The sequence below is a fragment of the Streptosporangium saharense genome (assembly GCF_014203715.1).
Taxonomy (GTDB): domain Bacteria; phylum Actinomycetota; class Actinomycetes; order Streptosporangiales; family Streptosporangiaceae; genus Streptosporangium; species Streptosporangium saharense.
In genome coordinates this window covers 647,260-669,396 of sequence record NZ_JACHJP010000002.1, presented here as the reverse complement: position 1 = coordinate 669,396, position 22,137 = coordinate 647,260, and the positions used below count along the sequence as shown (strand labels likewise).

Sequence of the window (22,137 nt, the reverse complement as noted above, 5' to 3'; positions counted from 1 at the left end):
TCCGATCTTGGGGCCTCCGACTAGGATCCCGGCCGACATTCGGGCCGGGGTTCCCGACCGGAACTTCGGCCGGGAGCTTGGCCGGAACTCTGGCCGAGGTTCTCGACCGGGGAGCCCGATCGGGGTCTGGCCGGGGCCTTGGTTCAGGCCCTTGGCCGGGATTCCTGGTCACGGACCCCACCGAGAACCTGGACGAGACCTCAGTCAGGAGCCCCGACCAGGATCGCGGTCGAGATCTGACTGGGACTCCTGGCCGGGACTTCGATCGAGACCTTGATCGGGACCCCGGCTGGGGTTCCCGACCGGAGGCCTGATCGGGGTCTGGCCGGGACCTTGGTCAAGTCTTTCGACCGGGACCTTGGCCAGGACCCAGACCGGGGTTCCCGATCGGGGCCTGGCCGGAACCTTGGTTGGGTCTCGGCCGGGATCCCTGGTCACGGATTCCGGCTGGGAGCCTGGATGGGACCTCGGTTCGGACCTCCGACCAGGATCTTGGTCGGGATCCGGGCCGGAAGCTCGACTGGGAACTTGGTCGGACCTGGACCGGGGTTCCTGACCAGGGGTCCGATCGGGATTCGGCTGAGGGCCTGGCCGGGACCTTGGTTGGGATCCTTGGCCGGGTTCCGGCTGGGATCCCGGTGGAGATCTGGGCCGAGGCTTCCGGACTCCCACCCGGGACCCCTGACCCGACCTCCAGGACCTCGACCGAGAACTTCGATCGGGCCACCGACCGAGACCTCGGCCAAGGCCCCTGACCAGACCGGCAAGCAGGACCCCGACCGAGACCTTCGACCGAACCACCGAACGGGACCCTGGTCGAGACCCTGAACGGACCTCCGGCCAGGGGCTCGGCCGAGATCCCCCGGAACTCATGACCGAGAGACCCACGGCAGGCCCCGGGACGAGCCCGGGATGACTCCGGCCGCGGGGTCGCCCCCGGGCCCCGGCCGTAGCACCATTCACACGACACGCCCCTCCCGAGGGGGCGGACCGAGACACGAAGGAACCTCCCTCCATGACCACGACGCGACAGGTGGCGCCCGCCGCGACCTCGGCCAGGCAGGCGCAGCCCGCCGAGGAGCGCCACGCCACCGAGCTCGCCTTCCTCGCGGCCCACGACGACGGCCCCCGCCCGCCGGGCTGGGCGCTGACCCCGAGGGCGGTGGTCACGTTCGTCTGCGGCAGCGGTGGCGAGACCCTGGAACTGCCCAAGAACCGCCGCGCCGCCGAGAGCGACGGCCAGGCGCTGCCGTCCCGGCTCGTGGTCGAGGCCAAGTTCGTCGGCGAACGCGCCCTGGTCGAGCGCTGCGTGGTCACCCTCGCGGGCGAGCGCGGGCTGCTGCTCGTCGGTGAGCCAGGCACCGCCAAGTCGATGCTGTCCGAGCTGCTCGCCGCCGCCGTCTGCGGCACGAGCGCGCTCACGGTGCAGGGTACGGCGGGCACGACGGAGGACGCCTTCCGCTACGGCTGGAACTACGCCCTGCTGCTCGCCCAGGGGCCGAGCCCCCAGGCGCTGGTCGCCTCCCCGGTGCTGACCGCCATGCGTTCGGGACGCGTCGCCAGGGTCGAGGAGATCACCCGCTGCCTGCCCGAGGTGCAGGACGCCCTGGTGTCGATCCTGTCCGACCGCCGCGTCAGTGTGCCCGAGCTGGCGGGCACCCCGGACGCCCAGGTCGCCGCGGCCCCCGGCTTCACCGTGATCGCCACGGCCAACCTGCGTGACCGGGGCGTCTCGGAGATGTCGGCGGCGCTCAAGCGCCGGTTCAACTTCGAGACCGTCAACCCCATCGCCGACCCCGAGGCCGAGACCGCCCTGGTGCGCAGCCAGGCGACGGCCGTGGTGCGTAGGGCGGGCGCCGCCTTCAGCGTGGACGACGCGGTGCTGGACGCCCTGGTCACCGTCTTCCGCGACCTGCGCTCCGGCCGTTCGACCGAGGGCTGGGACGTCGAACGCCCGGGGACGGTGATGTCGACCGCGGAGGCGGTGCAGGTCGCCGCCTCGCTCGGGGTCGCGGCGGCCTACCTGCCCGCGGGGGACGTCCTCGACCTGGTGCCCGGTCACCTGCTCGGCGTGGTCCGCAAGGATGATCCCGCCGACCATTCGCGGCTGCTCGGCTACTGGGACGGTCCGGTACGGCGCCGCGCCGAGGACGGCTCCGCGATGTGGCGCCGCCTGTGGGACCTGCGGGAGAACCTGCGTTGACCCCCGAAGACGAGATGGCGGTGGACGGCCCCAGGAGGGCCGTGGACACGCTGGCCGCCTGTGCCAGGCCGTACCTCCTGGGGGTGCGTCACCACAGTCCCGCGCTGGCGGCGGTCGTCCCGGCACTGCTCGACGAGGCCGGGGCGGAGGTGGTCTGCGTGGAGCTGCCCGCCGACTTCCAGCCGTGGCTGGTCCACCTGGCGGACCCGGCGACCGTCGCGCCGGTGGCCCTCGCCGGGACCGGGGAGGGCGGCAGGATCGGGTTCTACCCCTTCGCCGACTTCTCCCCTGAGCTGGCCGCCATCCGCTGGGCCAGGGAGCGCGGGGCCGAGGTTCTCTGCTGTGACCTGCCGCTCTCCACCCCGGCGATGACCCTGTCCCCCCGCGCCCAGGCGGGCCGGGCCGGTGTCATGGCGAGGAAGGACGCGGAGGAACCGGCCGTGGCGTTCCCGGCGGGGAACGCGTTCGCGGAGGGGCTCGCCGCCTCCTGCACCGGCAGGCAGGGCGACGACATGTGGGACCGCGCCGTCGAGGTGCTCGCCCCCGGTTGCCCCCCCGAGGCGGTGCGCAGGGCCGCGCTCGGCGTCGGCTGGGCGCTGCGCCACGACGCCGAGTCCGGCGGAGGCGTGCCCCCCGCCGACCTGGCGCGTGAGGCGCACATGCGCGAGGTGATCTCCGGGGCCCTGGCCCGTGGGGCGCGGGTCGCCGCGGTGGTCGGCGCCTTCCACGCCCCCGCCCTGCTCCTGGCCGAGGAACCCGAGGAACCAAGGGAACCCGTGGAGCCCGTGGAGTCCGTGGAGTCCTCAGGGAAAGCAGGCGGCGTCCCCGAGGCGACCTCGCTGGTGCCGTACGCCTTCGACCTGCTCGACTCCCGCTCCGGCTACCCGGCGGGCATCCGGGACCCCCGCTGGCAGCAGGAGGTCTTCACGGCCGGTGGCGACCCGGACCGGGTCAGGGACGCCGCGGCCCGCGCGATCACCGGCGTGTGCAGGAGGCTGCGCGAGGCCGGGCACACCGCGGGCACCGGGGAGGCCGTCGAGACCCTGCGGGTCGCCTGCGACCTGGCCCGCCTGCGCGGCCTGCCCGCCCCGGGCCGGGGCGAGATCGTCGAGGCGGTGACCATGGTGCTCGGCCAGGGCGAACCCCTGGGCAGGGGTAGGGCCCTCGCCCGTGCCCTTGAGGCGGTCCTCGTCGGCACCGAACGCGGCAGGACCGCCCCCGGCACCCCCCGTTCCGGGCTCGGCCCCGCCGTCGAGACCGAGCTGGCGGCGCTGCGGCTGCCCTGCCCGGACAACCCCGAGGCCAGGGAGGTCCGCCTCGACCCGCTCCGCTCCGACCTGGACGGCCGCCGCGAGATCCTGCTGCAGCGCCTCCTGGTGTGCGGCGTCGGGTACGGCAAGCAGATCGAGGTCACCGGGACCGGGGACGCGTCCGCGCTCACCACCCGCTGGCGGCTCGCGTGGACCCCCTCCGTCGCGGCCCTGCTCGACCTGGCGGGCATCCGGGGCGTCACCGCGGAGCTGGCGGCCGCGGGCACCCTGCGCGAGACCTTCCGCCGCGAGTCCGCCGAGGGCGGGCCGACCTGCGAGCTGATCCTGACGGGCCTGCGCGCCGCGGCCGTCTGCGACCTGCCCGGACTCGTCACCGACCGGCTCGCGGACGCCGCCGACGTGCTTCCCGCGACCGCCGGGCTCCCCGACCTGCTGCGGGCGCTCGACCTGCTGGAGGCGCTGCGCAGACGGCACCTGCCCGGCACCACCCCGAGCAGTAGGGAGCGGGCGGCCGAGCTGGCCGCGACCCTGCTGGACGCCGCCGTCCGCGCGCTGCCCGGCCTGGTCGGCAGCGACCGGCACGAGGACGCCGCCGCCCTGGTCGCGCTCGTGACCCGGGCGGGTGAGCACCGCCTCAGCATGCGCATGGACGACGTGCTCGCCGCCCTGGCGCGCGAGGGGTCCCCGCTCATGCAGGGGGCGGCGCTGGCCGCCCGGGTCCTGCTTGACCTGGACGAGCCGGACACCCTCGGCACCCGCGCCGCGGGATGGATCGACGCCGCGACCGGTCCCGAGGGGCGTCACCGCCTGTCCCGCCTGGTCACCGGCCTGCTCACCGCGGCGGGGCCGCTCCTGCAGTCGGCGACGCCGGTCTTCGAGCCGCTGCTCGACCGCGTCGACGGCCTCACCGACCGCGACTTCCTCGACCGGCTGCCCGCCCTGCGCGGCGGCTTCGACACCCTCACCCCCGCGGCCCGCGACCGGCTGCTGCTGGCCGTGACCGACCGGCTCGGCGACCGGCTCGACCTGTCGCTCGGCGCGCCGCCCGAGCTGCTCGCGCTGTGGACGGCGGCGGACGCCGAAGGCCTGGCCGCCCTCGGCGCCCTGGGAATCCCCCTGCCGACCCCCGACCGGAATCTCGATGGTGGGGAACCCCCAGTCACCCGTGACCCCGGCACCCCGGCCCGGACGGCCCAGCGGCTCGCCCCCGCCGACCGATGGCGCCTGCTGCTCGGCAGGGAGACCGGACGGCTCCCCGAGGAGGCCCGCCGCTACGCCCACGCGCTCGACGAGCTGTACGGCGGAGGCCGGGGCGAAGGGGCCGACGACCTCGCGGCCGGACAGGGCGGGCAGGGCGGCGGACAGGGGGCCTCCTTCCCCGGGGCCCGCGAGTGGGCCGCCGAACTCGACGCCCTGTTCGGCCCCGAGGTGCGCGAGGAGGTGCTGGCCAGGGCCGCGGACGAGGGACGCACCGACGTGCTGGCCGTGCTCGACCCGGACGCGGTGCGCCCGTCGGTCGAACTGCTGACCTCGGTCCTGTCCCTGGCGGGCGGCCTGCCGGAGCAGCAACTGGCCAAGCTGAGACCGCTGGTGCGGCGCCTGGTCGCCGAACTCGCCCGTGAGCTCGCCACCCGCCTGCGTCCCGCGCTGACCGGCCTCTCGACGCCCCGCCCGACGCGTCGGCACGGCGGCAGGCTCAACCTGCCCGCCACCCTGCGGGCCAACCTGGCGCACACCCGCAGGAACCCCGACGGCGGCTTCCTCGTCGTCCCGGAACGGCCGATCTTCGACACCTCGGTCCGCAAGGAGGCCGACTGGCGGTTGGTCTTCGTGGTCGACGTGTCCGGTTCGATGGAGGCCTCGGTCGTCTGGTCCGCGCTGACCGCGGCCGTCCTCGGTGGTGTGCCGACGCTCTCGACGCACTTCCTCGCCTTCTCCACCCAGGTGATCGACCTGACCGGCCAGGTGGCCGACCCGCTGTCCCTGCTGCTGGAGGTCCAGGTCGGCGGGGGCACCCACATCGCCGCGGGACTCGCCCACGCGCGTTCCCTGGTCACCGTGCCCAGCCGGACGCTCGTCGTCGTGGTCAGCGACTTCGAGGAGGGCTACCCGATCGGGGGGCTGCTCGGCGAGGTCCGCTCCCTCGTCTCCTCGGGCGTGCACCTGCTGGGGTGCGCCGCGCTCGACGACACGGGGGCACCCCGCTACTCGGTGCCCGTCGCCCAGCAACTGGTCGCCGCGGGCATGCCCGTCGCCGCGCTCAGCCCGCTCGCCCTCGCCCGCTGGGTCGGCGACCGCCTCAGAGGAGAGAACCGTTGACCCCGCCTGCCGTACGGCTGCCGCAGGTCGAGCCACACGTGGCCGCCACCGCGGTCGAGAACCTCACCCCCCGGCTGCGTAAGAAGCTGGAGGAGGCGGTTGGCCGCTGCGCCGCGCTGCCCACGACCGAGGAGGAGGGCCGCGTCTCGGTCGGCTGGGGGGAGGACACGGTGGTCACCCTCAGCCCGGGGAAGACGGGCGTCGTCGCCGACCCCTCGGCGGCGGTGTGTAGCTGCCTGCTCGCGCCGCGCTGCCTGCACCTGGCGGCCGTCCTGAGCGCCTGCCCGGTAGCGGAGACCACCTCGGCCGACATCCCGGTCGAGGAGGTGACCGAGCCCGCCCCCCAGGACCCTCCGGCCGTCGAGGCACCCCAGGCCGAGACGCCGCAGGTCAGGAAACTCACCTCCGGACAGGTCGCGGCGGCGGCCGAGCTGTGGGCCGCGGGCACGGCCATGCTGGCGGCGGGGGTGCCGGGGGCGGGGGCGCTGCTCCAGGCCGAGCTGCTCAGGGCGGCGCACACCGCCAGGCTCGCCGGGCTGCCCAGGGCGGAGGCCGCGGCCCTGCGTGTCGTCCGTGGCATGCGGGCCGCCCGTGGGCGCCACGAGGGTCACCGCCTCGCCGACCTGGTCTCCGCGCTCGGCGACCTGCTGCTGACCTCGGGCAGGCTCGCCGCCGCCGACCCGGATCCGGCCCTGGTGGGCAGCGCCCGCCGCGCGTACCGCCAGGGCGAGGGACTGCGCGTCTACGGGGTCTGCCGGGAGCCGGTGATCAGCGCGACCGGCTACGGCGGGGTGGTCACACACCTCCTCACCGAGGACGGACGCTGGTTCTCCGTCGCCGACGTCAGGCCGGGAGGGTCCTCCCGCGCGAAGGGGGCGGGCACGGCAGCCGTCGCGCTCGGCTCCGCGGCCCTCAACCACGCGCAGCTCGCCCGTGGCGGCCTGCTGATCTCCGGGGCGACGGTCTCCCCGGAGGGGCGGCTCGGCTCGGGGAAGGGCGTCAGGGCAACCTCCGTCCCGGGGCTGTCCTGGACGCGAGGACCGCTGGCGGAGCTGTTCTCCCGCCCCCTCGCCCAGGCGGCCGACCTGAGGCTCGCCGAGGAGGCCTGGCGGGAGCCACGCGAGACGGAGGAGACGAACCGGCCGGTCGGCTGCGACCTGGTGGTCGTCGGGTCGCGGGGAGAGCTGCTGCTCGCCCGCGAGTTGTCCCCGGAGGGGCGGGTGCTGGACGGGCCGCTGATCCGCCTGATGGCCGCGAACGCGGACCCCGGCCTCGCCCACGTCGCCAACCTGCGGCAACTGGCCTCCAGGCCGGGACTGCGGATCCGCGTGCTCGGACGGCTCGACCCCGACAGGGCGGCGACCCTGCGCCCGCTCGCGGTCGGGCCGGTCCCCGGGGAGGGGCCGACGCTGCGCCTGCCCCCCGAGTGGCAGGGTCACGCCGACCTCGGCTACGACCGCCTGAGCGGCTCCCACCTGCCCTCCCGCGAGAGCTGCGCGCCGGACGAGCCGGTCGAGGCGCCGGGGCCCGATCCGGTGACCGGCTCGCCGCTGTGGCGGGTGCGCCGCCTGGTCGAGCTGGCCGTCACCGGCGGCAGGCGGGCCCTGGCCGAGTCCGCCAGGGGCGGTGACTGTCTCACCCAGCGGGCCGCGCTCCGCAGGGCGGGCTTCGGCACCGCGGCGGAGCTGGTCGGCGCGCTCGGCGCCGAGGCCGACCGCCGTGCCCGCGACGTGTTCGGCCGCCTGACGGACACCGGGGGCGACCGTTACGCCTGGGCGTGGCTGGCCGCCTCGGCCCATCTCGCCGCCACGGAACGGGCGCTGGTCAGGGCGTCCTGGCAGCCGGACCCGAGAAGCCCAGGTTCAGGCGAGCAGGTCGGCCAGGCGCAGGCCGTCCAGCTCGGGGGCGTCCCGTGAGGGCAGCCGCAGCGCCACGGCCTCCTCCAGCGTCCGATCCTCGTCCAGTGCCTGATCCTCGTCGGAAACCACCCCGAGCCGCCTGACCTCGTCGATCTCCCCGGCGACCAGCACGGCCACCCGCTTCCTGTCCAGCGGCGTCAGGTCGGGCGAGCACCAGGCCCGCACCACGGCGTCCGAACGCAGGTCCCTGAACGTCTGGGTCTCCCCGCGCCGGAGATACTCCTCCCCGGCGCGGTCGATCAGCTGGGCGAGCTCGGGGAAACGCCAGTCGTCCCGCTCCGCCCTGCACTCGATCCGCAGCACCAGGAAGTCGGCGCCGGTGGGAGGCCTGCCGTCCACGCGCAGCCTGCCGTCCTCGATCGACAGCGCCCCGGGAGGCTCGGGAGAGTTGATCACCACCAGGTGCCCGGCGCGCACGGTCCTGACACCGGAGCCGGGGGTGCCGGGCACGGGCGCGACCATGGTCCAGTGCACGCCGAGAACCGGCTGCTCACCCAGGTCGCCCAGGATCCTGTCGATGCCCTCGGACAGCTTCGTCGCGATGGTCGCTGCCGCGGCCAGCGGCGGCGCGACCAGTCCGGCCAGCCCCCCGGCGATCTGTACGGCGGTGCCGAGCGGCCCCTTCTCCGACACGCGGTACAGACCCGCCTGCACGCTCACCGTGCCTCCGCCGTACGGCAGCAGCGGCGTGATCGGCTCGCTGAGCGTGACGCCGGGCGCCAGCCAGGCCGACTGCCCGGCCATCGTGGTGAACGCCAGCGGCTGCCCGCCGAGGAAGGACAGCGAGACCCCGCCGTGCAGCGCCGGATACTGGTCGGCGGCCCAGCTACGCCGGTCGGCGAGGAACCCCTCGGCGACAAACAACCGGATATATCCCTCGTACGGTGCCAACGCCGTCGCGCTCTCCTCGGGGACGAACCCGACGGTGACATGCTCGGAGGCGGCGTGGAACCAGGACTCGATCCGCTGCCATACGGTCATCCCGAGGTGTCCTCTCTGAAGGTGGTCGGCAGGAAGAGCAGCACGTCACAGACGGCCTCCCGCTCGCCGCCCGCTTTCCTGACGAGGCTCCGCAGGTCGCGCTGGAGCCGCAGCAGGTGCCGGGGAAGGAGCGAGGCGCCGTGTTTGGAGGCCTTCGACCGTGCCAGGGACGAGGCCTGTTCCGCGACGGTGTCGGGCAACGGCGGGATGACGAGCACGGCGCGGGTGCCCATGGCGACGAGTTCCCTCGCCAGGGCGGCGAAGAGACCGCGCTGCTCGGCGAGCGGCACCGGGGGGCCGTCGACCGGGTTGGCCTGCAGGATGACCAGGGTCCGGGTCGCCGCCTCCATCGACGCCGGATCGAGCAGCCCGGACCGGCTGCCGCCGAAGTCCCCGCTGAGGCGGATCCGTGTCCCCGCCGCCGTCGTCACGGCTGTGCCGGTGACGTGCAGCATGGAGAAGGACGTCCGGCGGATCACCTGGCCGTGCTCATTCCGTTCCTGGACGGGCGGCCTGATCGGGGGGGCGACGGCGCCACGGAAGACCCGGGCATGGAGCGGAAGACGCGACTCCCAGGGCTCGCCGTCGAGGGGACCGGGAAGTTCGAGCCGGACGAGAGGCCGGAGGCGGTCGGCGGGGAGGCGGGGGAACTCCCACGTGATGAGTTGTCCCCTTTGGGTGGTTCGGGATATGTCGGTCCAGTTCAGCCTCCAGTTCCGTGGGGAGCGGCGGCCGACGGTGGCGATCCTGGCCCTGTCGGATTCGGCGGATATGACCGCGGTGACGAGCATCCGGGGGATCAACCGGTCCAGGAAACCGAGCATGTCCGCGGGCACCGACCGTTCCCAGCCGGAGGGCAGCACCAGGACGAGCACGGTGGCGAACGGGACCAAGCCGAACACGACCCGCAGGAGGGAGGGCAACTGGTCCGCGACGGGAAGCAGCCCCACCATGAGGGCCAGCGCGAGCAGCGCCGCGACGGTCACCCCGCGTACGGCGCCGCCGAACCTTCCGAAGGCGAAGGTGGGCGGGGACGCCTCGGGGGGAGGGGGAGACGGGACGGCGGAGTCCAGGGCCAGTTCCGGCAGGTCGGAGCCAGTCGCTTCGGCGTCCTCAAGCAGGCCGCGCAGATAGGCGATCCGCTCGGGCCAGCCGGAGCCGGGTGGGAAGTCCACCTGGTCGAGAGGGAGCGCGTCGAACTTCTTGATCGAAGGACGCCTCGGTGGGGGACCGACGCGGACCCGGGCCAGCAGGGCCAGGATCCGGGCCTGGAGCGCGTCGCGCGGGTCGTGTGCCTCCTCCAGCAGTCCCGCCGCCACGTCGAATACCGCCCAGGCGAAGGCCGGTGAGCGCAGGGCGATCGTCTCGGCCCTTTCCAGCAGTTGCCTACCCTCGCCTCCCGGGCCCGGGAACAGCATCGGGAAACGGGGGAGAGCGATCGAGTCCTCGGGATGCCCGGTGTGCTCACCCCGGGCGGCCAGCGTCAGCCCCCGGGGGATGCCGGGCTCCGGAGCGGACGGCGGCTCCCAGCCAGGTTGTCCGCCAGCGAGGGAACGCCGGTCCTGGCACTGCCACCAGCCGTACCAGCTTCCCGCCTCCTCGGGGGAGGAGGGCCGGGCCCCGGTCACCAGGGTCAGGGTGATCCAGGCCTCCGCGCGCACCAGGGGCGTCCCCGAGGTCGTGAGCGAGGTCAGCTCGGGATAGGGGACGAGCGACCTGACGCGTCGGCAGATCCGGATCAGGGCGAGCTGGCACTGCTCGACGGTGTCGGGGTCGTCCCCCGAGGCGACCGCCGCCTCGATGCGTCCACGCAGCAGCTCCACGGCCCTCATGACCTCGCCGCGCGTCAGCCACGCCTCGGCCACCTCGACCACCAGCGGCCGTATCCGGTGGTGCTGCCACACCGAGGCCCGTCTGGCCGGGGAGTAGGTGTCCCGGTCGGCCAGCAGCTCAAGGACGTGTGGTTCGAGCGGTCGTCTCCCGTTGTGGACGCGCACCCGCCAGGCGAGCAGCCGTTCCACGTCGATGTCGTCGAACGGGGCTGAGAAGGACTGCCACGGTGTCTGGAAGTCGTCCCGCTCCCGCCATCCCGTCGTGACAAGCTGCCACACGAGCAGGCAGCGCGCGTCCAGGCGCCGAGGGGCACGCCAGTCGGCCCAGGCGGTCGCGGGCACGTCGTCGGGAGAGACGGTCGCCACCAGCTCCAGGTGCAGGCCGGTGGCGTCCTCCCATTCGGTGTCCCGTACGGCGGGCCGTGCGGAGACCGGCAGGGCGGAGACGAACGCGTCGGCCGCCAGCCGCTCGGCGATCTCGTAGGCGCCGTGGTCGCCGTGTTCCCTGCGGTGCAGGGCCAGCAGGGCGCGCTGGGCGGTGACTGCGGTGGCGATCCGGCGGTCGGTGTTCCACATCCGGGTGGAGCCGTCCGAGCCACGGGTGAAGAGGCGGGAACCGTCCTCGCTCAGCGCCACCCCGGCCACGGGGGTGGACACCCACACGACCGCGCGCAGCCGGACGAACGGCCGCTCCCCGTCCGTCTCCCAGACCACGGCCTTTCCTTCCCACCCGACGCAGGCCAGGCTGCGGCCGTCCCCGGCGTAGGTGACACCCCGGGGAGCGGAGGTGCCGGAGGGGGCGATGGCGCACAGCGTCCCGTCCGGGCGGAAGGCCCTGAGCATGCCGTCCCGTGCCGTGGTGACGACCCAGGCGCCGTCCGGGGAGACCGTGACCCCGGTCGCGCCGTGTCCGTCGAGGGTGGTCGTGGTGCCGTCGTGCGTCAGCCGGACGGCGCCGTCGCCGTACAGGACCGCGAGCCAGGACCCGTCGGGGGAGGGGGCGACGTCGGCGGGAACAGGGCCCTGTCCCGTGATCGACGGGAGGACGAGGCTTTCCTTGATCGTCGGATGCTCCTCCCCGGTGAGATCGAGGTCCCCGCCGACCCGGCGCAGGTCCTCGTCGCGTAGCCGGGACCAGTCGCCGTGCCGCATCCACCCGTCGATCGCGGCGACGACGGAGCCCTCGGGCGCGGCGCCCCTGGCCACCACGCCCGGCAGGAGATCATCGAGTGGGACGCTTCCGGCCGCGGCCTGTCCCAGGAGGGCGCGGTCGGCGAGCGCGACGGCCTGGGCGGGGCCGGGGTGCCTGGGCGCGTGTACGGCGACCCGCCGCCACAGCTCCTCGACGCCCCCGGTCCCGGTGTGCGTCCTGGCCGCGGCCTGGGTGGCGAGGATCGCGGCCAGGATCGACGGCCCCGACTCCCCGGCCCGCAGTGCCTCCTCGGCGGCGGCGCGCACCGCGACCTGCTCCGCCCACGGCCAGGCGTCCTGCGCCGCGGCCCTGCTCTCGATCCCGCGCCAGAACTCCGCGGCCTCCTCGACGGGCAGCAGGCGGACCGCGGCCACCACGGTCGCCGCCGAGACCTCGGACAGCACGGGGGTCGCGTCGGCGACGGCGGCGGCGTCCCTGCCGAGCAGGTCCGCCCTGAGCGGGAACCTGCCGGGGTCGGCCGCCGTCACCCGGCGCAGGCGGACCCTGACCTGTTCCTCAAGTTCGACCACCCATGGACGGCCGTCCTGTCCCGTCTCGGTGACGCGTGTCCACTCCTGGGCGGCCAGGCCGTCGAAGACCGCGTCGGGGTCGAGCCCGAGCCGCAGCAGGGCGGGGCTGATCTGCGCCCGGTCGAACCGTCCCAGCTCGGCGGCGACCGCGAGCGCGCGGGTCACGCCCTGGTCGGCGAGGCGGCCGATGATGCGGTGCTCGACGTAGGGATCGCCCTCGGCGCGCAGCAGCCGTACCGGATCGAGACCGGGTTCGCTCAGCGCCCACTCGGCGTAGGCGGCCAGGTCGAAGGGGTTGAAGACGTCCCCGTTCGCCGACCGGGTGAGCACGGCGGCCCTGAGGCGCCGCGGCACCGCGCGGGCCGCCAGATAGCCGTCCGCCTCGGCGGCGGTGAACCCGTGCGTCCTGAGCACCCGAAGGTACGGCCTGGGCAGCAGCAACGGCCCCGCCGACACCTCGGACTCCTCCGCCGTGCCGTACGGCCTGGCCAGCCAGCGTCTTCCGGCCAGCAGGACCCGGATCGAGGGTGCCCGCTCGCGCAGCCGTTCCAGCAGGCCGAAGGTCATGTCGATGGCCGGGGCGGGTGCCCCCGGTGGATACAGCTTGGCCAGTTCCTCGCAGGTGTCCAGCACCAGCACCACCGGGCCGGGGAGCAGCCTGACGAACCTGGCGAAGCTCTCCACCACGTGGTCGAGCAGCGGAGTCGCCCTGCCGGACAGGAGCCGGCCGCGTGACAGCTCCTCGTGCAGGCCGACGACGGAGTCGGCGAACCTGCGGTGCGCGTGCTCGGCGTCCCTGCCGGTGCCGAAGCCCAGCAGCTCCTCGCCGAGGGCGAGCAGGATCTCCCCGGGGCGGTCCTGCGGGTAGCGGGGGTCGAGGTGGTCGAAGTCGACCCTGGCCACCGGGACGGGATTCAGCCCCCGGTCCCTGGCGTAACGGCCGGAGGCCAGGTGCCGTACGACCATCGTCTTGCCCGCCCCGCCCGCGCCCAGCAGGTGCAGCGCCCACCTCGGAGGGTCGGCGCCGAGCAGCTCGGCGAGGGCTGCCTCGATGTCCGCGCGGGGCAGGTAGTGGCGCAGGAAACGGGCGTCCTCCGCCTCGCGGGCCGCGCGGTCCACCCGGCGCCTGGCCCGTCGCGCGGCGCCGACGAGCGGCTCACCGAGGACCTCGCCGAGCATCCGGGTGGTCGCGACCAGTTGGGCGGCCTCGCTCACCTTTCCCTCCTCGACGAGGGCCGAGACGTCCGCCATGAGCGTGGCGCCGGAGTGGCCCTCGCGGTGGACGGTCGCGGCGCGCCACCAGTCGCGCAGCTCGGCGACTCCCCACGTCAACGAGAGCAGCTCCCCGGCGACCTCGTCGAGCAGCCGCCCGTGCGTCTGGCGCAGGTGGGCGCCGAGCTCCGCCCGCCTGCTCGCGCGCACCCAGAACGCCTCCTGTCCGGTCGGCAGGGTCCGTGACTCGACCAGCCCCAGGTCGTCGAGGGCGTCGAGGAAACCGGTCAGCTCCTCCTCGGGGGCCAGCGAGAGCCGTACGGCCAGCTCGGTGGTCCACTCGGGCAGCAGCGCGAGCTTGGCGAGCCCGGCCGGGTCGAAGCGGCCGAACTGCTCGGCCCGCCAGGCGGCGGCGTGCCGTTCCAGCTCGGCGCCCAGCTCGGCCGGGTTCACGGTTCGTGTCCCAGGCCGTGGGTGCGGGCGTAGACGCTCCAGCCCTCGGTGTCGTCGTGGGTGAGGAACACCTTGTGCAGGGCCAGGAGCTGTGCCATCCGGTACAGCTCGGTCTTGATCAGGCCGGGACGCCCCTCAAGGTGGATCCTGAAGCTCTCCCTGAGCACCGCGGGATCGCTGCCCGGCGCCGCGTAGTAGGTCAGCCGGAACCGTTCCCTCGGGTGCCACGGCTGCAGCAGCACCCACTGGAAGCCGAGTGAGGCCTCCTCGTCGGACAGCGGTTCGAGGTCGTGGAAGACGCACCAGGGCATCCCGGCCTTCTCCTCGCGGAAGCTGCGCAGCGGCGAGCACTCGCCGAGGGCCGCCGTCACGACCACCGGGACGGGACTGGCCGCGGTGCCGAGCCCGTCGGGGGTCAGCAGGTCGAGCAGCCCTCTCACGGGCTCCGTCCAGCCCAGCGCGCCGATCCACAGGTGCAGCGCCTCCGCCAGGACGACCACGCGGGTGTGGGCGCCGAACGGCGGTCCGAGAGTCTGCGCGGCCCCGGCCAGGTCGGCCAGGTCGGCGGCGAGCAGCGTGTCGACCGCGCTGGGTTCGAGCGGTGCCGCCGCCGAGACGAACCGGGCGACCGCCGCCTTCACCTCCTGCCGCGCCACCGCCTCGTCCACCCGGCCCTTCCGTCTCCCCGGTGGTCTGGCCCCCAGGGAGCGCAGCCGTGGCACGGGGAGCGAGAGGCGCTCGCCCGTCCTGACCACCTGCGCGAGAACCTCCCCGACGACCTGGCGCAGGGTGTGCGGCGCGGACTGGACGTCGTTGAACGGCGCCAGCAGCAGGGGGAGGTGACCGGCCTGCAGCAGCCGGAAGCCGATCTCCCTGAGCAGCCGGGTGCCGCCCATGCCGCCGAAGGCGCCGCCGCTGGTGATGCCGAGGAAGGTCCGCTCGCTCCCCGGCGCGATCAGGCCGTCGAGGGTGTCGAAGATGGGTCCCCTGCCGACGTAGGCGGGTCCTTCGAGGAGTTCGAGCCTGCCCGCCATGCTCCTGGTCCGGTTGACCTCCCCGGGATCGACGGCCCTGAAGTCCGCGGGCAGCGTGTCGGCGAGGAACAGCGTCGGCATCGCCCAGTCGAACCGGTCGTCGGGGTCCGGCTCACCGAGGAGGGCGGCCCTGCGCCCGTGCGCGGCGGCCTCGGCGACCGCGTCCCCGCGCAGCAGCGCCCGCACGAAACGCCGGGAGAACAGCCGGCACGCGTACTCGGTGACCTCCCCGGCGACGGCGACCACGATGGGCACCCCGCCACGGACCAGGGTCTCCACGAGCCCGGAGGTGCGTTCGAGGCCGCCGTGCATGCCGCTGTGGCAGACGCTGAGGACGACGGCCAGCGGAGGGGGAGCGTCCCCGGCGACCAGCGTCGAGGCCAGGTTGGCGCCCCTGGTCCACTCGCCCGCCAGTTCGACCCAGGTCTCCCCGTCGGCCGGGTCCGGCCTGCCGTGGGCGACCAGGTGCACCAGGTCGGGCCGGAAGGTCGCGCGGCGCCGCCGCAGCCGCTCCGCGGTCGTCTCCTCGGAGATCCTGGTCATCGCGAGCCCCTGCGACTCGCACTCCCTGACCAGGCCGAGGAACATCGCCCCCGGCCGGATCACCGGGTCGGTCAGCTTCGCGCCTGAGGCGAACAGGATCCTGGGCGTCCCGCGCACCGTGCGGTGCCCGTCGTGGCCGGGGGAGGGGATGAGCCGGGTGACGGCCACGAGCAGGCGGGGATGGGCGGCCAGCGGCCCCTCCTCGGTGTACATCGCCTCCCAGATCAGGGGCTGCAGTTCCTTCGGCAGCCGCAGCGCCAGCTCGATCCCCCCTCCTGCGGGGACCAGGCCGGTGACGGTCTTCCAGACGGGCCGCAGCAGGGCCTCGAACAGCGCGGTGCCGTACGAGCGGGCGTCGGGGCAGGCGGCGACCCTGGCGGCCAGCGGCGGACCGGCCTCGCGCTCCAGCGGGTAGGAGGCGCCTCCCCCCTCGCACGGCAGCGGCCTGCCCTCGTGCAGGACCGTCACCGTGTTCTCCGGTCCGGTCACGCTGACGAGCAGCCGCGTGCTCATCGCACGCTCCCGAGCAGTCGTCCCGTCAGTTCCTCGGCCAGCGGCTCGACCGGCGGCCCGGAGGGGGTGTCGCCGAGCTTGCCCGGTGGGCCGCACCGGGGCAGGTGTTCGAGCAGGTTGGCGTGGAGCGCCGGGGGAGCGGCCGGGCCTGCGTCCACGGTGGTCGCCGCCGCCGCGAGGAGCAGCCGCGCGGAGTACGGCTCCGCGAGGCGGGGCAGGAACGGGTCCGGCTCGGCCAGGGCGAGCGCCTGCGCCCGCACCGGCCCCCGCTCGGCGAACCACCCGGGGGACGGGCCGCCGAGTTCGGCGATCGTACGGCCACCGGCCCGCAGGCCGAGAAGCGCCCCGGCGACCCCGGCCAGCTCCGGGGCTCCCTCACCACCGAGACCGGCCTGCCTGGCGACCTCGGCCATCAGCGCCAGCCGTACGGGAAGGGGCGGGTAGCCGCCACGGGCCCGCGTCAGGGAGCCGGGAGGGCCGTGGCCCAGCTCCTCGACGATCCACGCGGCGGCGGGACCGAGCATCAGGACCGAGTAGGCGTCGGCGAAGGACTCAAGCGCCCAGCGGCGCCACGTCTCGTCGCCGGTCGCCTCGGCGAGGGCGTCCCTGGTCGCGTCCTCAAGGGCGGGGTCCAGGTCCTTGTGCACGTGGTGGCCGACCTCGTGGGCGGCCAGCGTCAGCCACCACGCCTGCGTGGCCGTCCACTCGGGCAGGCACACCACCGGGACGGGCAGCCGCCCCACGAACTCGGCCACCAGGGAGTCGGCGGGCAGGCGCAGGTCGGGCGGGACGGAGACACGCGGGGTGGCGAAGGCGTCGAAACGTGGCTCGACGTAGGCGAGTGGCCCGGTCGGCGCCGTACGTCCGAGGTTCTCGAACGGCTGCCGCCAGCAGCTGAGCACGACCTCGTCGGCGCAGGCCAGGATCCCGGCCAGGGCGGGGTCGCGACGCTGGTCGTACTTGGTGGCGTACCAGTCGAACAGGCGCCGGATCGTGAACACGGCCCTGTCGAGCTCGCCGCAGCGCCGGTAGGCCTCACCGGAGGGGGAGCGTGGGTCGATCGCCTCGATCTCGGCGGTGACGGCGCCGAGCATCCGCGACAGGACGGCGTCGAGCACATTGAGGTGGACGGTGAAACGGTGGAGACACCGGTCGGCGTGGCCGCGCCGCATCCAGTCGGAGATCTCGTGGCCGAGACGCTGGGCCGTGGTCGCAGACCGGTCCAGCCTGGCCCGGACCCGCTCGGGATGCACAGCAGCAAAATATGCCGGGGAAACGTGTTCCCGTGGGCGGATGGGAATTCGTGACCGGGTCGTTGCGGGTGGCCCCACCTCGCCGTTCTCCCCGGCCCCCGCTGGGTGAGAAAGAGCCCTTTTATATTGATATTTCGGTTTTTAGGGGGTTTGGGGGAAAACAACGGACCCGCGTCCTCGTGGGACGCGGGTCCGCCGGGAGGGGTCCCGAAAACCGGAGGGATCCGTCAGAAGGAGGTCACACCCTCTGCCAGAGGCTCGGCACGTTCGGCGGCTCCCAGCCGGGCAGCGCGGTGTGCGACTGCACGCACCGGTAGGTCGAGCCACCGTAGGTCACGGTCGAGCCCGCCGTGTAGGCGGTGCCCGCGGACCAGGTGCCGCCGGGGTTGGAGGTGGGGGTCACGGTCGGCGTGACGGTCGGGGTCACCGTAGGCGTCACGGTCGGCGTGGCCGTGGGGGTGGGCTCGGGGCCGCCGCCACCCACCTGGAGGTCAACGCACGCGTAGAAGGCGTTGCCCGTGTCGGCGATGTTCCAGATGGCCAGAACCTTCTGACGTCCGGTCCTGCCACCCATGCTCACGCTGTGGGAGACGGTCGCGCCCGGCTGCCTGCCGCCGTCGTTGAACGAGGCGATCTTGGAGCCGCCGATGTAGTACTCCCACGTGCTGGTCGCGTGACGCGCGGTCAGCGTCCAGGTGAAGTTCACCGTGTTCCCGACGCTGGTGGTCGGCCACGGCCTGCTGTCGTCGTCGAGCTCGGTGAAGCGGGATCCGCCGCTGCACTGCTTGGAGCCCTTGGGAGCCTCGACGCTCTGAGGCTCGTACTTGACCTGCCCACAGGAGATCTTGCCCTGGGCGCAGAACGCCTGACGGCTCGGAGGCGAGGAGATGTACCCATGCGCCTCGGCAGGCGTCGCCATGAAGACGGTGGTCACCATGGCGAGTATCGACGCCGACACAAGTGTTGTCGTTCTCCGCATGTAGTGCTCCTTTGCTGGGGGGTGTCTCCGAATATAAAGGAAAGTTTCCTAACAGTAAATCCTCGTGTGAAGGCCCGGGACGAGGCCGTGACGGGGGGTGTCACGTGGGGGGTGCTCGCCCCGGGCCGGGGGAGTGTCACGAGGACGGAGTCCCACCTGGGAGAAGCCTCCGACTTTCCAGCGCATATGCAAGGGGTGTTGAACGCTCGTTGAGCGCCGGTTAAGGGGTCGTTAAGGGAGAAGGGGAACTTGGCAGGAAACTCACAGGTGGGAGGGCTCCCGCCGCCTCCTGGGGTGCGGGCCGTACGGCACGGCGGCGCCAGGTGTCCGTGGCCATCTCGGGCACTCCACTGTCAAAGGGCTGTCAGAGAGGGCCCTGTGTGCGTAAGAATCCCGTTTGGATCACTTTTTCCGATCGACGGCCGCCATAGCGTGCTTTCCGCGCGGCCACCGCGCCTCGCTACCTGAAGGAGAAGGAGTCCATGGAGAACTCACGCCGGAACGACCCCCCACTGCTGGTGCCCGTACGCCCTGGCAGGGGGAGCCTGGCCCTGCGCCTGTTCCGGACGGCGACCGGTGAGAGGACGGCGGTCGCCTTCACCTCGCGGGACCGGCTCGTCCGGGCTCTCGGCGACGGCCACGCCTGGATGTGGCTCACCGAGCGCGCGCTGCGGGGCATGCTTGAGGACCTCGGCGTCAGCGGCATCGTGATCGACCCCGCGGGGACCGAGGGAGACCCCAGCCTGCAGGCGGCGTGAGACGGGGCCCGCCCGGCTCACCCGGTCCGCACGGGAGGACGGCCCCCGGCCGCCCTCCCTCCGGCCCCGTGTTCGCTCCGCCCGTGCGGGGGGAGAACCATCTGCGTCAGCCGTACGGCACGCGGGCGGGCCCGAGGAGGCGGCAGGTGCTGGAGAAGAGACTCACCGGGGCACGCTGGACGCACGTCGCGCTGCCCAGCGGTGACCTGGACGCGGCGATCGAGTTCTACACCACGATGACCCCGCTGGTCGTCGTCTCCCGGCACGAGGACGACCAGGGACGCAACGCCTGGCTGTCCAACGAGGGGCAGGTCGAGACGCCGTTCGTGCTCGTGCTGGTCGAGTTCGCCGCGGACAGTGGGAGACGGCAGCCGCAGCTGTTCCCGTTCGCGCACCTCGGCATGGAGATGCCGGAGCGCGAGGACGTGGACCGCGTCGCCGCGGAGGCGAGAGAGCGGGGCTGCCTGCACTGGGAGCCCATGGACCTGCCCCCGCCGGTCGGCTACGTCTGCGCGCTGCTCGACCCGGACGGCAACGTCGTGGAGATCTCCCACAACCAACGCGTCTTCGAGGAGGTCCGAACCCTCTGGGGAGGGTGACCCGCGGGTTACCCTTCCGGGATGGTGGACGACGGTTCGCGGCTCGGTCCCGGCGAGCTTCACGGATGGCGCAACTTCGTCGAGGGCGGGCGGCTGGTCGGCGCGCTGCTCGACCGGCGCCTGAAGGACGGCTTCGGGCTCACCCACGCCGAGTACGGCGTGCTGCGTCAGATCGCCGACTCGGGGCGGGTGCGCATGACGGAGCTGGCCCAGCGGGTCTGGTTCTCCCGCAGCCGCCTGGCCCACCAGATCGACCGTCTGGTACGGCTCGGCCTCGTCGCCCGCGAGGAGGACCCCGTCCGGGGCAAGACCACCTACGCCCTGCTCACCCCGGAGGGGGAGCGGGTCGTCGCGCTGGCCAGGGCCGAGGTCAGCGGGATCCTCCACGAGCACCTGTTCGCCTTCCTGCCTCCCGAGACGGTCGCCGCGCTCGGCCCCGGCATGGACGCCGCCCTGCTGCACCTGCGTGACCTGCCGGAGTGCCGCCTCTGAGGGTTCTGTTCCTCGTGGTGGAACCGGACATTGACCTCCCCTCGCCGAGTTGCTGAAAATTAAGCAACTTTTCGGCTCGCTGGAGGGAGGGGCGTGGAACTCGCCACCTCTGTTTTCGTCCCCGGGGCACCGTTCGCGCAGGTCGTGGAGATCGCGACGCGCGCCGACCGGCTCGGGCTCGGCTGCGTGTGGATCCCCGACGAGGGCACGCACGCCCACGACCCCTGGGTACTGTTCGGGGCCGTCGCCGCCGCCACCGGGGGCATCGCGCTCGGCCTCGGACCGACCAACCCCTACTCCCGCCACCCCCTGATCACCGCGAACGCGCTGCGCGGGGCGGCCGAGCACACCGGGGGCCGGGCCAGGATCTGCCTGGCGGCCGGTGGCACGCTCGCCCTCGGACCGCTCGGCATCACCGCCGACCGGCCGCTCGCCAGAATCCACGAGACGATCACGGCGATCCGCGCCGTGGCCCCCGGCACGGAGATCTGGATGGCGGCCAAGGGACCGCGCATGCTGGACCTGGCCGCGAGGGAGGCCGACGGGGTGATGCTCGCCGGGTTCCCCACCGCCGACCTCGCGGACGTCGCCGCCGGGCTCAGGGCCGTACGGCCAGATGTGCGGATCGGCTACCGGCCGCAGCTGGCCATGGACGAGCGGTCCTACCGGCGCCAGCGGGTCGAGCTGGCCTACGCGCTGCCCGACTCCCCACCCGCGCTGCTCGACCGCCTCGGCCTCGGCCCCGGCTACGCGGAACGGCTCAGACAGGCGGGTCCCGAGGCGGCCGCCGACCTCGTCCCGGCCGACCTGGTCGCCGCCTTCTCCCTCGTCGGCACCCCCGGGGAGTGCGCGGAACGGCTCACCGAACTGGCGGCGGCCGTACGGCTCGACCAGTTGATCATCCCTGGACTGGGCACCGAACCGGGCCACGAACTGGCCGGAATACTCGTGAAGGGGGCCGCCGCGTGACCGTGCGCGCCGCGTTCGTCTACCGCACCGACATCCACAGCCCGCACTGCTGGGCCGAGACCCTGGAGGAGGGCCGTCTCCGGCTGGCCGCGACGCTCGGCGACGCCGTGGAGACCTCCGCGCACGAGAACGTCGGCGAGGACGCCGAGGGGCAACGGCTCATCGCCGGGCTCGCCGAGGACGGCGCCGACCTGGTGTTTCTGGGCAGCAAGGGCTACCAGCCGTTCGTGCTGGAGATCGCCGACAGTTATCCGGGCACCCGGTTCGACATCTGCCAGGGCATGCGGCTCGCGCCCAACGTGAGCAGCTTCCGCGAGGCCGTCGAGGAGGTCGCCTACGTCTCCGGCATGCTGGCCGGGGGCATGACGAGGACCGGGCTCGTCGGGGTGCCGATCGCCACCGGACACGAGGTGGTCTACCTCAACGCCTTCGCCCTGGGCATCCGCGCGGTCAACCCGGAGGCCAGGATCCACACCAGGACCGTCGGAAGCTGGATGGCGCCAGAGCGCGAGATGGCGGCCGTGCACGAGCTCGCGGACCTGGGGTGCGACGTCATCGGCGGCGCGCTCACCGAGAACGACCCGGTCGTGCTGACCGCGGCCGAGCGCGGCTGCCACACCACCGTGCGCAACAGCGACCGCCGCCACCTGGCCCCCGACCACGTGCTCGTCGGCAACCTCGTGGACTGGACCCCGCACCTGGTGCGGAGCGTGCGCGCCGTCGCCGACGGAACCTGGGAGCCGGGCTGGCGCTACTACCACGCGGGCGACGGCGTGGTGTTCAACACCGAGGCCGCGGCCTTCGTCCCCGAGCACGTCGCGCGGCCCGCCGCCGAGGCGGCCGAGCTCATCCGCCGTGGCGCGCTCGACCTGTGGCGCGGACCCATCCGCAACAACCGGGGCGAGGAGGTCGTCCCCGAGGGACTCGGCCTGGCCGACATGCTGACCGGCGTCGAACCGCTGCCCGGCCTGACCCCGCTGGAGACCTTCCTGCCGACCGACGCCTTCGACTGGCTGCTCGACACCTATCTCGGCGAGCCGTTCGTCAGACCGCCCCGCACCGACATGCGGATCAAGACCGGCTGA

At 73.7% G+C, this 22,137-nt stretch carries 13 protein-coding genes; 8 read left to right on the top strand and 5 right to left on the bottom strand.

What is annotated here, in order from left to right; genetic code table 11:
• Positions 1 to 1,015 precede the first annotated feature (1,015 nt).
• From FHS44_RS12060 to FHS44_RS12050, 3 genes are read left to right on the top strand one after another with little or no spacing between them, the layout of a single operon-like run.
• A complete protein-coding gene (locus tag FHS44_RS12060) occupies positions 1,016 to 2,203 on the top strand; it encodes an ATP-binding protein (protein ID WP_184714049.1) in 1,188 nt (395 codons plus the stop codon).
• The gene (locus tag FHS44_RS12055) at positions 2,200 to 5,793 is read left to right on the top strand and encodes a vWA domain-containing protein (protein WP_246435404.1); all 3,594 of its coding nucleotides are present in this window, start codon (positions 2,200 to 2,202) and stop codon (positions 5,791 to 5,793) included. Before FHS44_RS12060 ends, FHS44_RS12055 begins: the two co-directional genes overlap by 4 nt.
• On the top strand, positions 5,790 to 7,709 hold the full coding sequence (locus tag FHS44_RS12050) for an SWIM zinc finger family protein (protein WP_184714048.1): 1,920 nt from the start codon (positions 5,790 to 5,792) through the stop codon (positions 7,707 to 7,709). Before FHS44_RS12055 ends, FHS44_RS12050 begins: the two co-directional genes overlap by 4 nt.
• On the opposite strand, the gene FHS44_RS12045 is transcribed toward FHS44_RS12050, so the two are convergent.
• The 5 genes from FHS44_RS12045 to FHS44_RS12025 form a co-directional block, all read right to left on the bottom strand.
• On the bottom strand, positions 7,656 to 8,693 hold the full coding sequence (locus FHS44_RS12045) for a hypothetical protein (RefSeq protein WP_184714047.1): 1,038 nt from the start codon (positions 8,691 to 8,693) through the stop codon (positions 7,656 to 7,658). The two genes, FHS44_RS12050 and FHS44_RS12045, sit on opposite strands and share 54 nt — an antisense overlap.
• Positions 8,690 to 13,912, bottom strand: a complete 5,223-nt coding sequence (locus tag FHS44_RS42305; protein ID WP_184714046.1) for a WD40 repeat domain-containing protein — start codon at positions 13,910 to 13,912, stop codon at positions 8,690 to 8,692. The genes FHS44_RS12045 and FHS44_RS42305 overlap by 4 nt, the downstream gene beginning before the upstream one ends.
• Positions 13,909 to 16,002 (bottom strand): CHAT domain-containing protein, encoded by a 2,094-nt coding sequence (locus FHS44_RS12035; protein WP_184714045.1) that lies wholly within the window; start codon positions 16,000 to 16,002, stop codon positions 13,909 to 13,911. The genes FHS44_RS42305 and FHS44_RS12035 overlap by 4 nt, the downstream gene beginning before the upstream one ends.
• Positions 15,999 to 17,255, bottom strand: coding sequence for a hypothetical protein (locus tag FHS44_RS12030; RefSeq protein ID WP_184714044.1), 1,257 nt, complete (start codon positions 17,253 to 17,255; stop codon positions 15,999 to 16,001). The genes FHS44_RS12035 and FHS44_RS12030 overlap by 4 nt, the downstream gene beginning before the upstream one ends.
• Before the next feature lie 238 nt (positions 17,256 to 17,493).
• Positions 17,494 to 18,234 carry a lytic polysaccharide monooxygenase gene (locus FHS44_RS12025; protein WP_184714043.1) on the bottom strand — a complete coding sequence of 247 codons (741 nt, stop codon included), beginning with the start codon at positions 18,232 to 18,234 and terminating at the stop codon, positions 17,494 to 17,496.
• A 482-nt stretch (positions 18,235 to 18,716) separates the two neighbouring features.
• On the opposite strand from FHS44_RS12025, the gene FHS44_RS12020 reads away from it, so the two are divergent.
• From FHS44_RS12020 to FHS44_RS12000, 5 genes are all read left to right on the top strand, one after another.
• Positions 18,717 to 18,992, top strand: a complete 276-nt coding sequence (locus tag FHS44_RS12020) for an SAV_915 family protein (RefSeq protein WP_184714042.1) — start codon at positions 18,717 to 18,719, stop codon at positions 18,990 to 18,992.
• Between the two features lie 83 nt (positions 18,993 to 19,075).
• A complete protein-coding gene (locus tag FHS44_RS12015) occupies positions 19,076 to 19,591 on the top strand; it encodes a VOC family protein (RefSeq protein WP_312863625.1) in 516 nt (171 codons plus the stop codon).
• 21 nt (positions 19,592 to 19,612) lie between these two features.
• Positions 19,613 to 20,083 carry a MarR family winged helix-turn-helix transcriptional regulator gene (locus tag FHS44_RS12010; RefSeq protein WP_184714041.1) on the top strand — a complete coding sequence of 157 codons (471 nt, stop codon included), beginning with the start codon at positions 19,613 to 19,615 and terminating at the stop codon, positions 20,081 to 20,083.
• 93 nt (positions 20,084 to 20,176) lie between these two features.
• A complete protein-coding gene (locus FHS44_RS12005) occupies positions 20,177 to 21,052 on the top strand; it encodes an LLM class flavin-dependent oxidoreductase (RefSeq protein WP_184714040.1) in 876 nt (291 codons plus the stop codon).
• Positions 21,049 to 22,137 (top strand): BMP family ABC transporter substrate-binding protein, encoded by a 1,089-nt coding sequence (locus FHS44_RS12000; RefSeq protein ID WP_184714039.1) that lies wholly within the window; start codon positions 21,049 to 21,051, stop codon positions 22,135 to 22,137. The genes FHS44_RS12005 and FHS44_RS12000 overlap by 4 nt, the downstream gene beginning before the upstream one ends.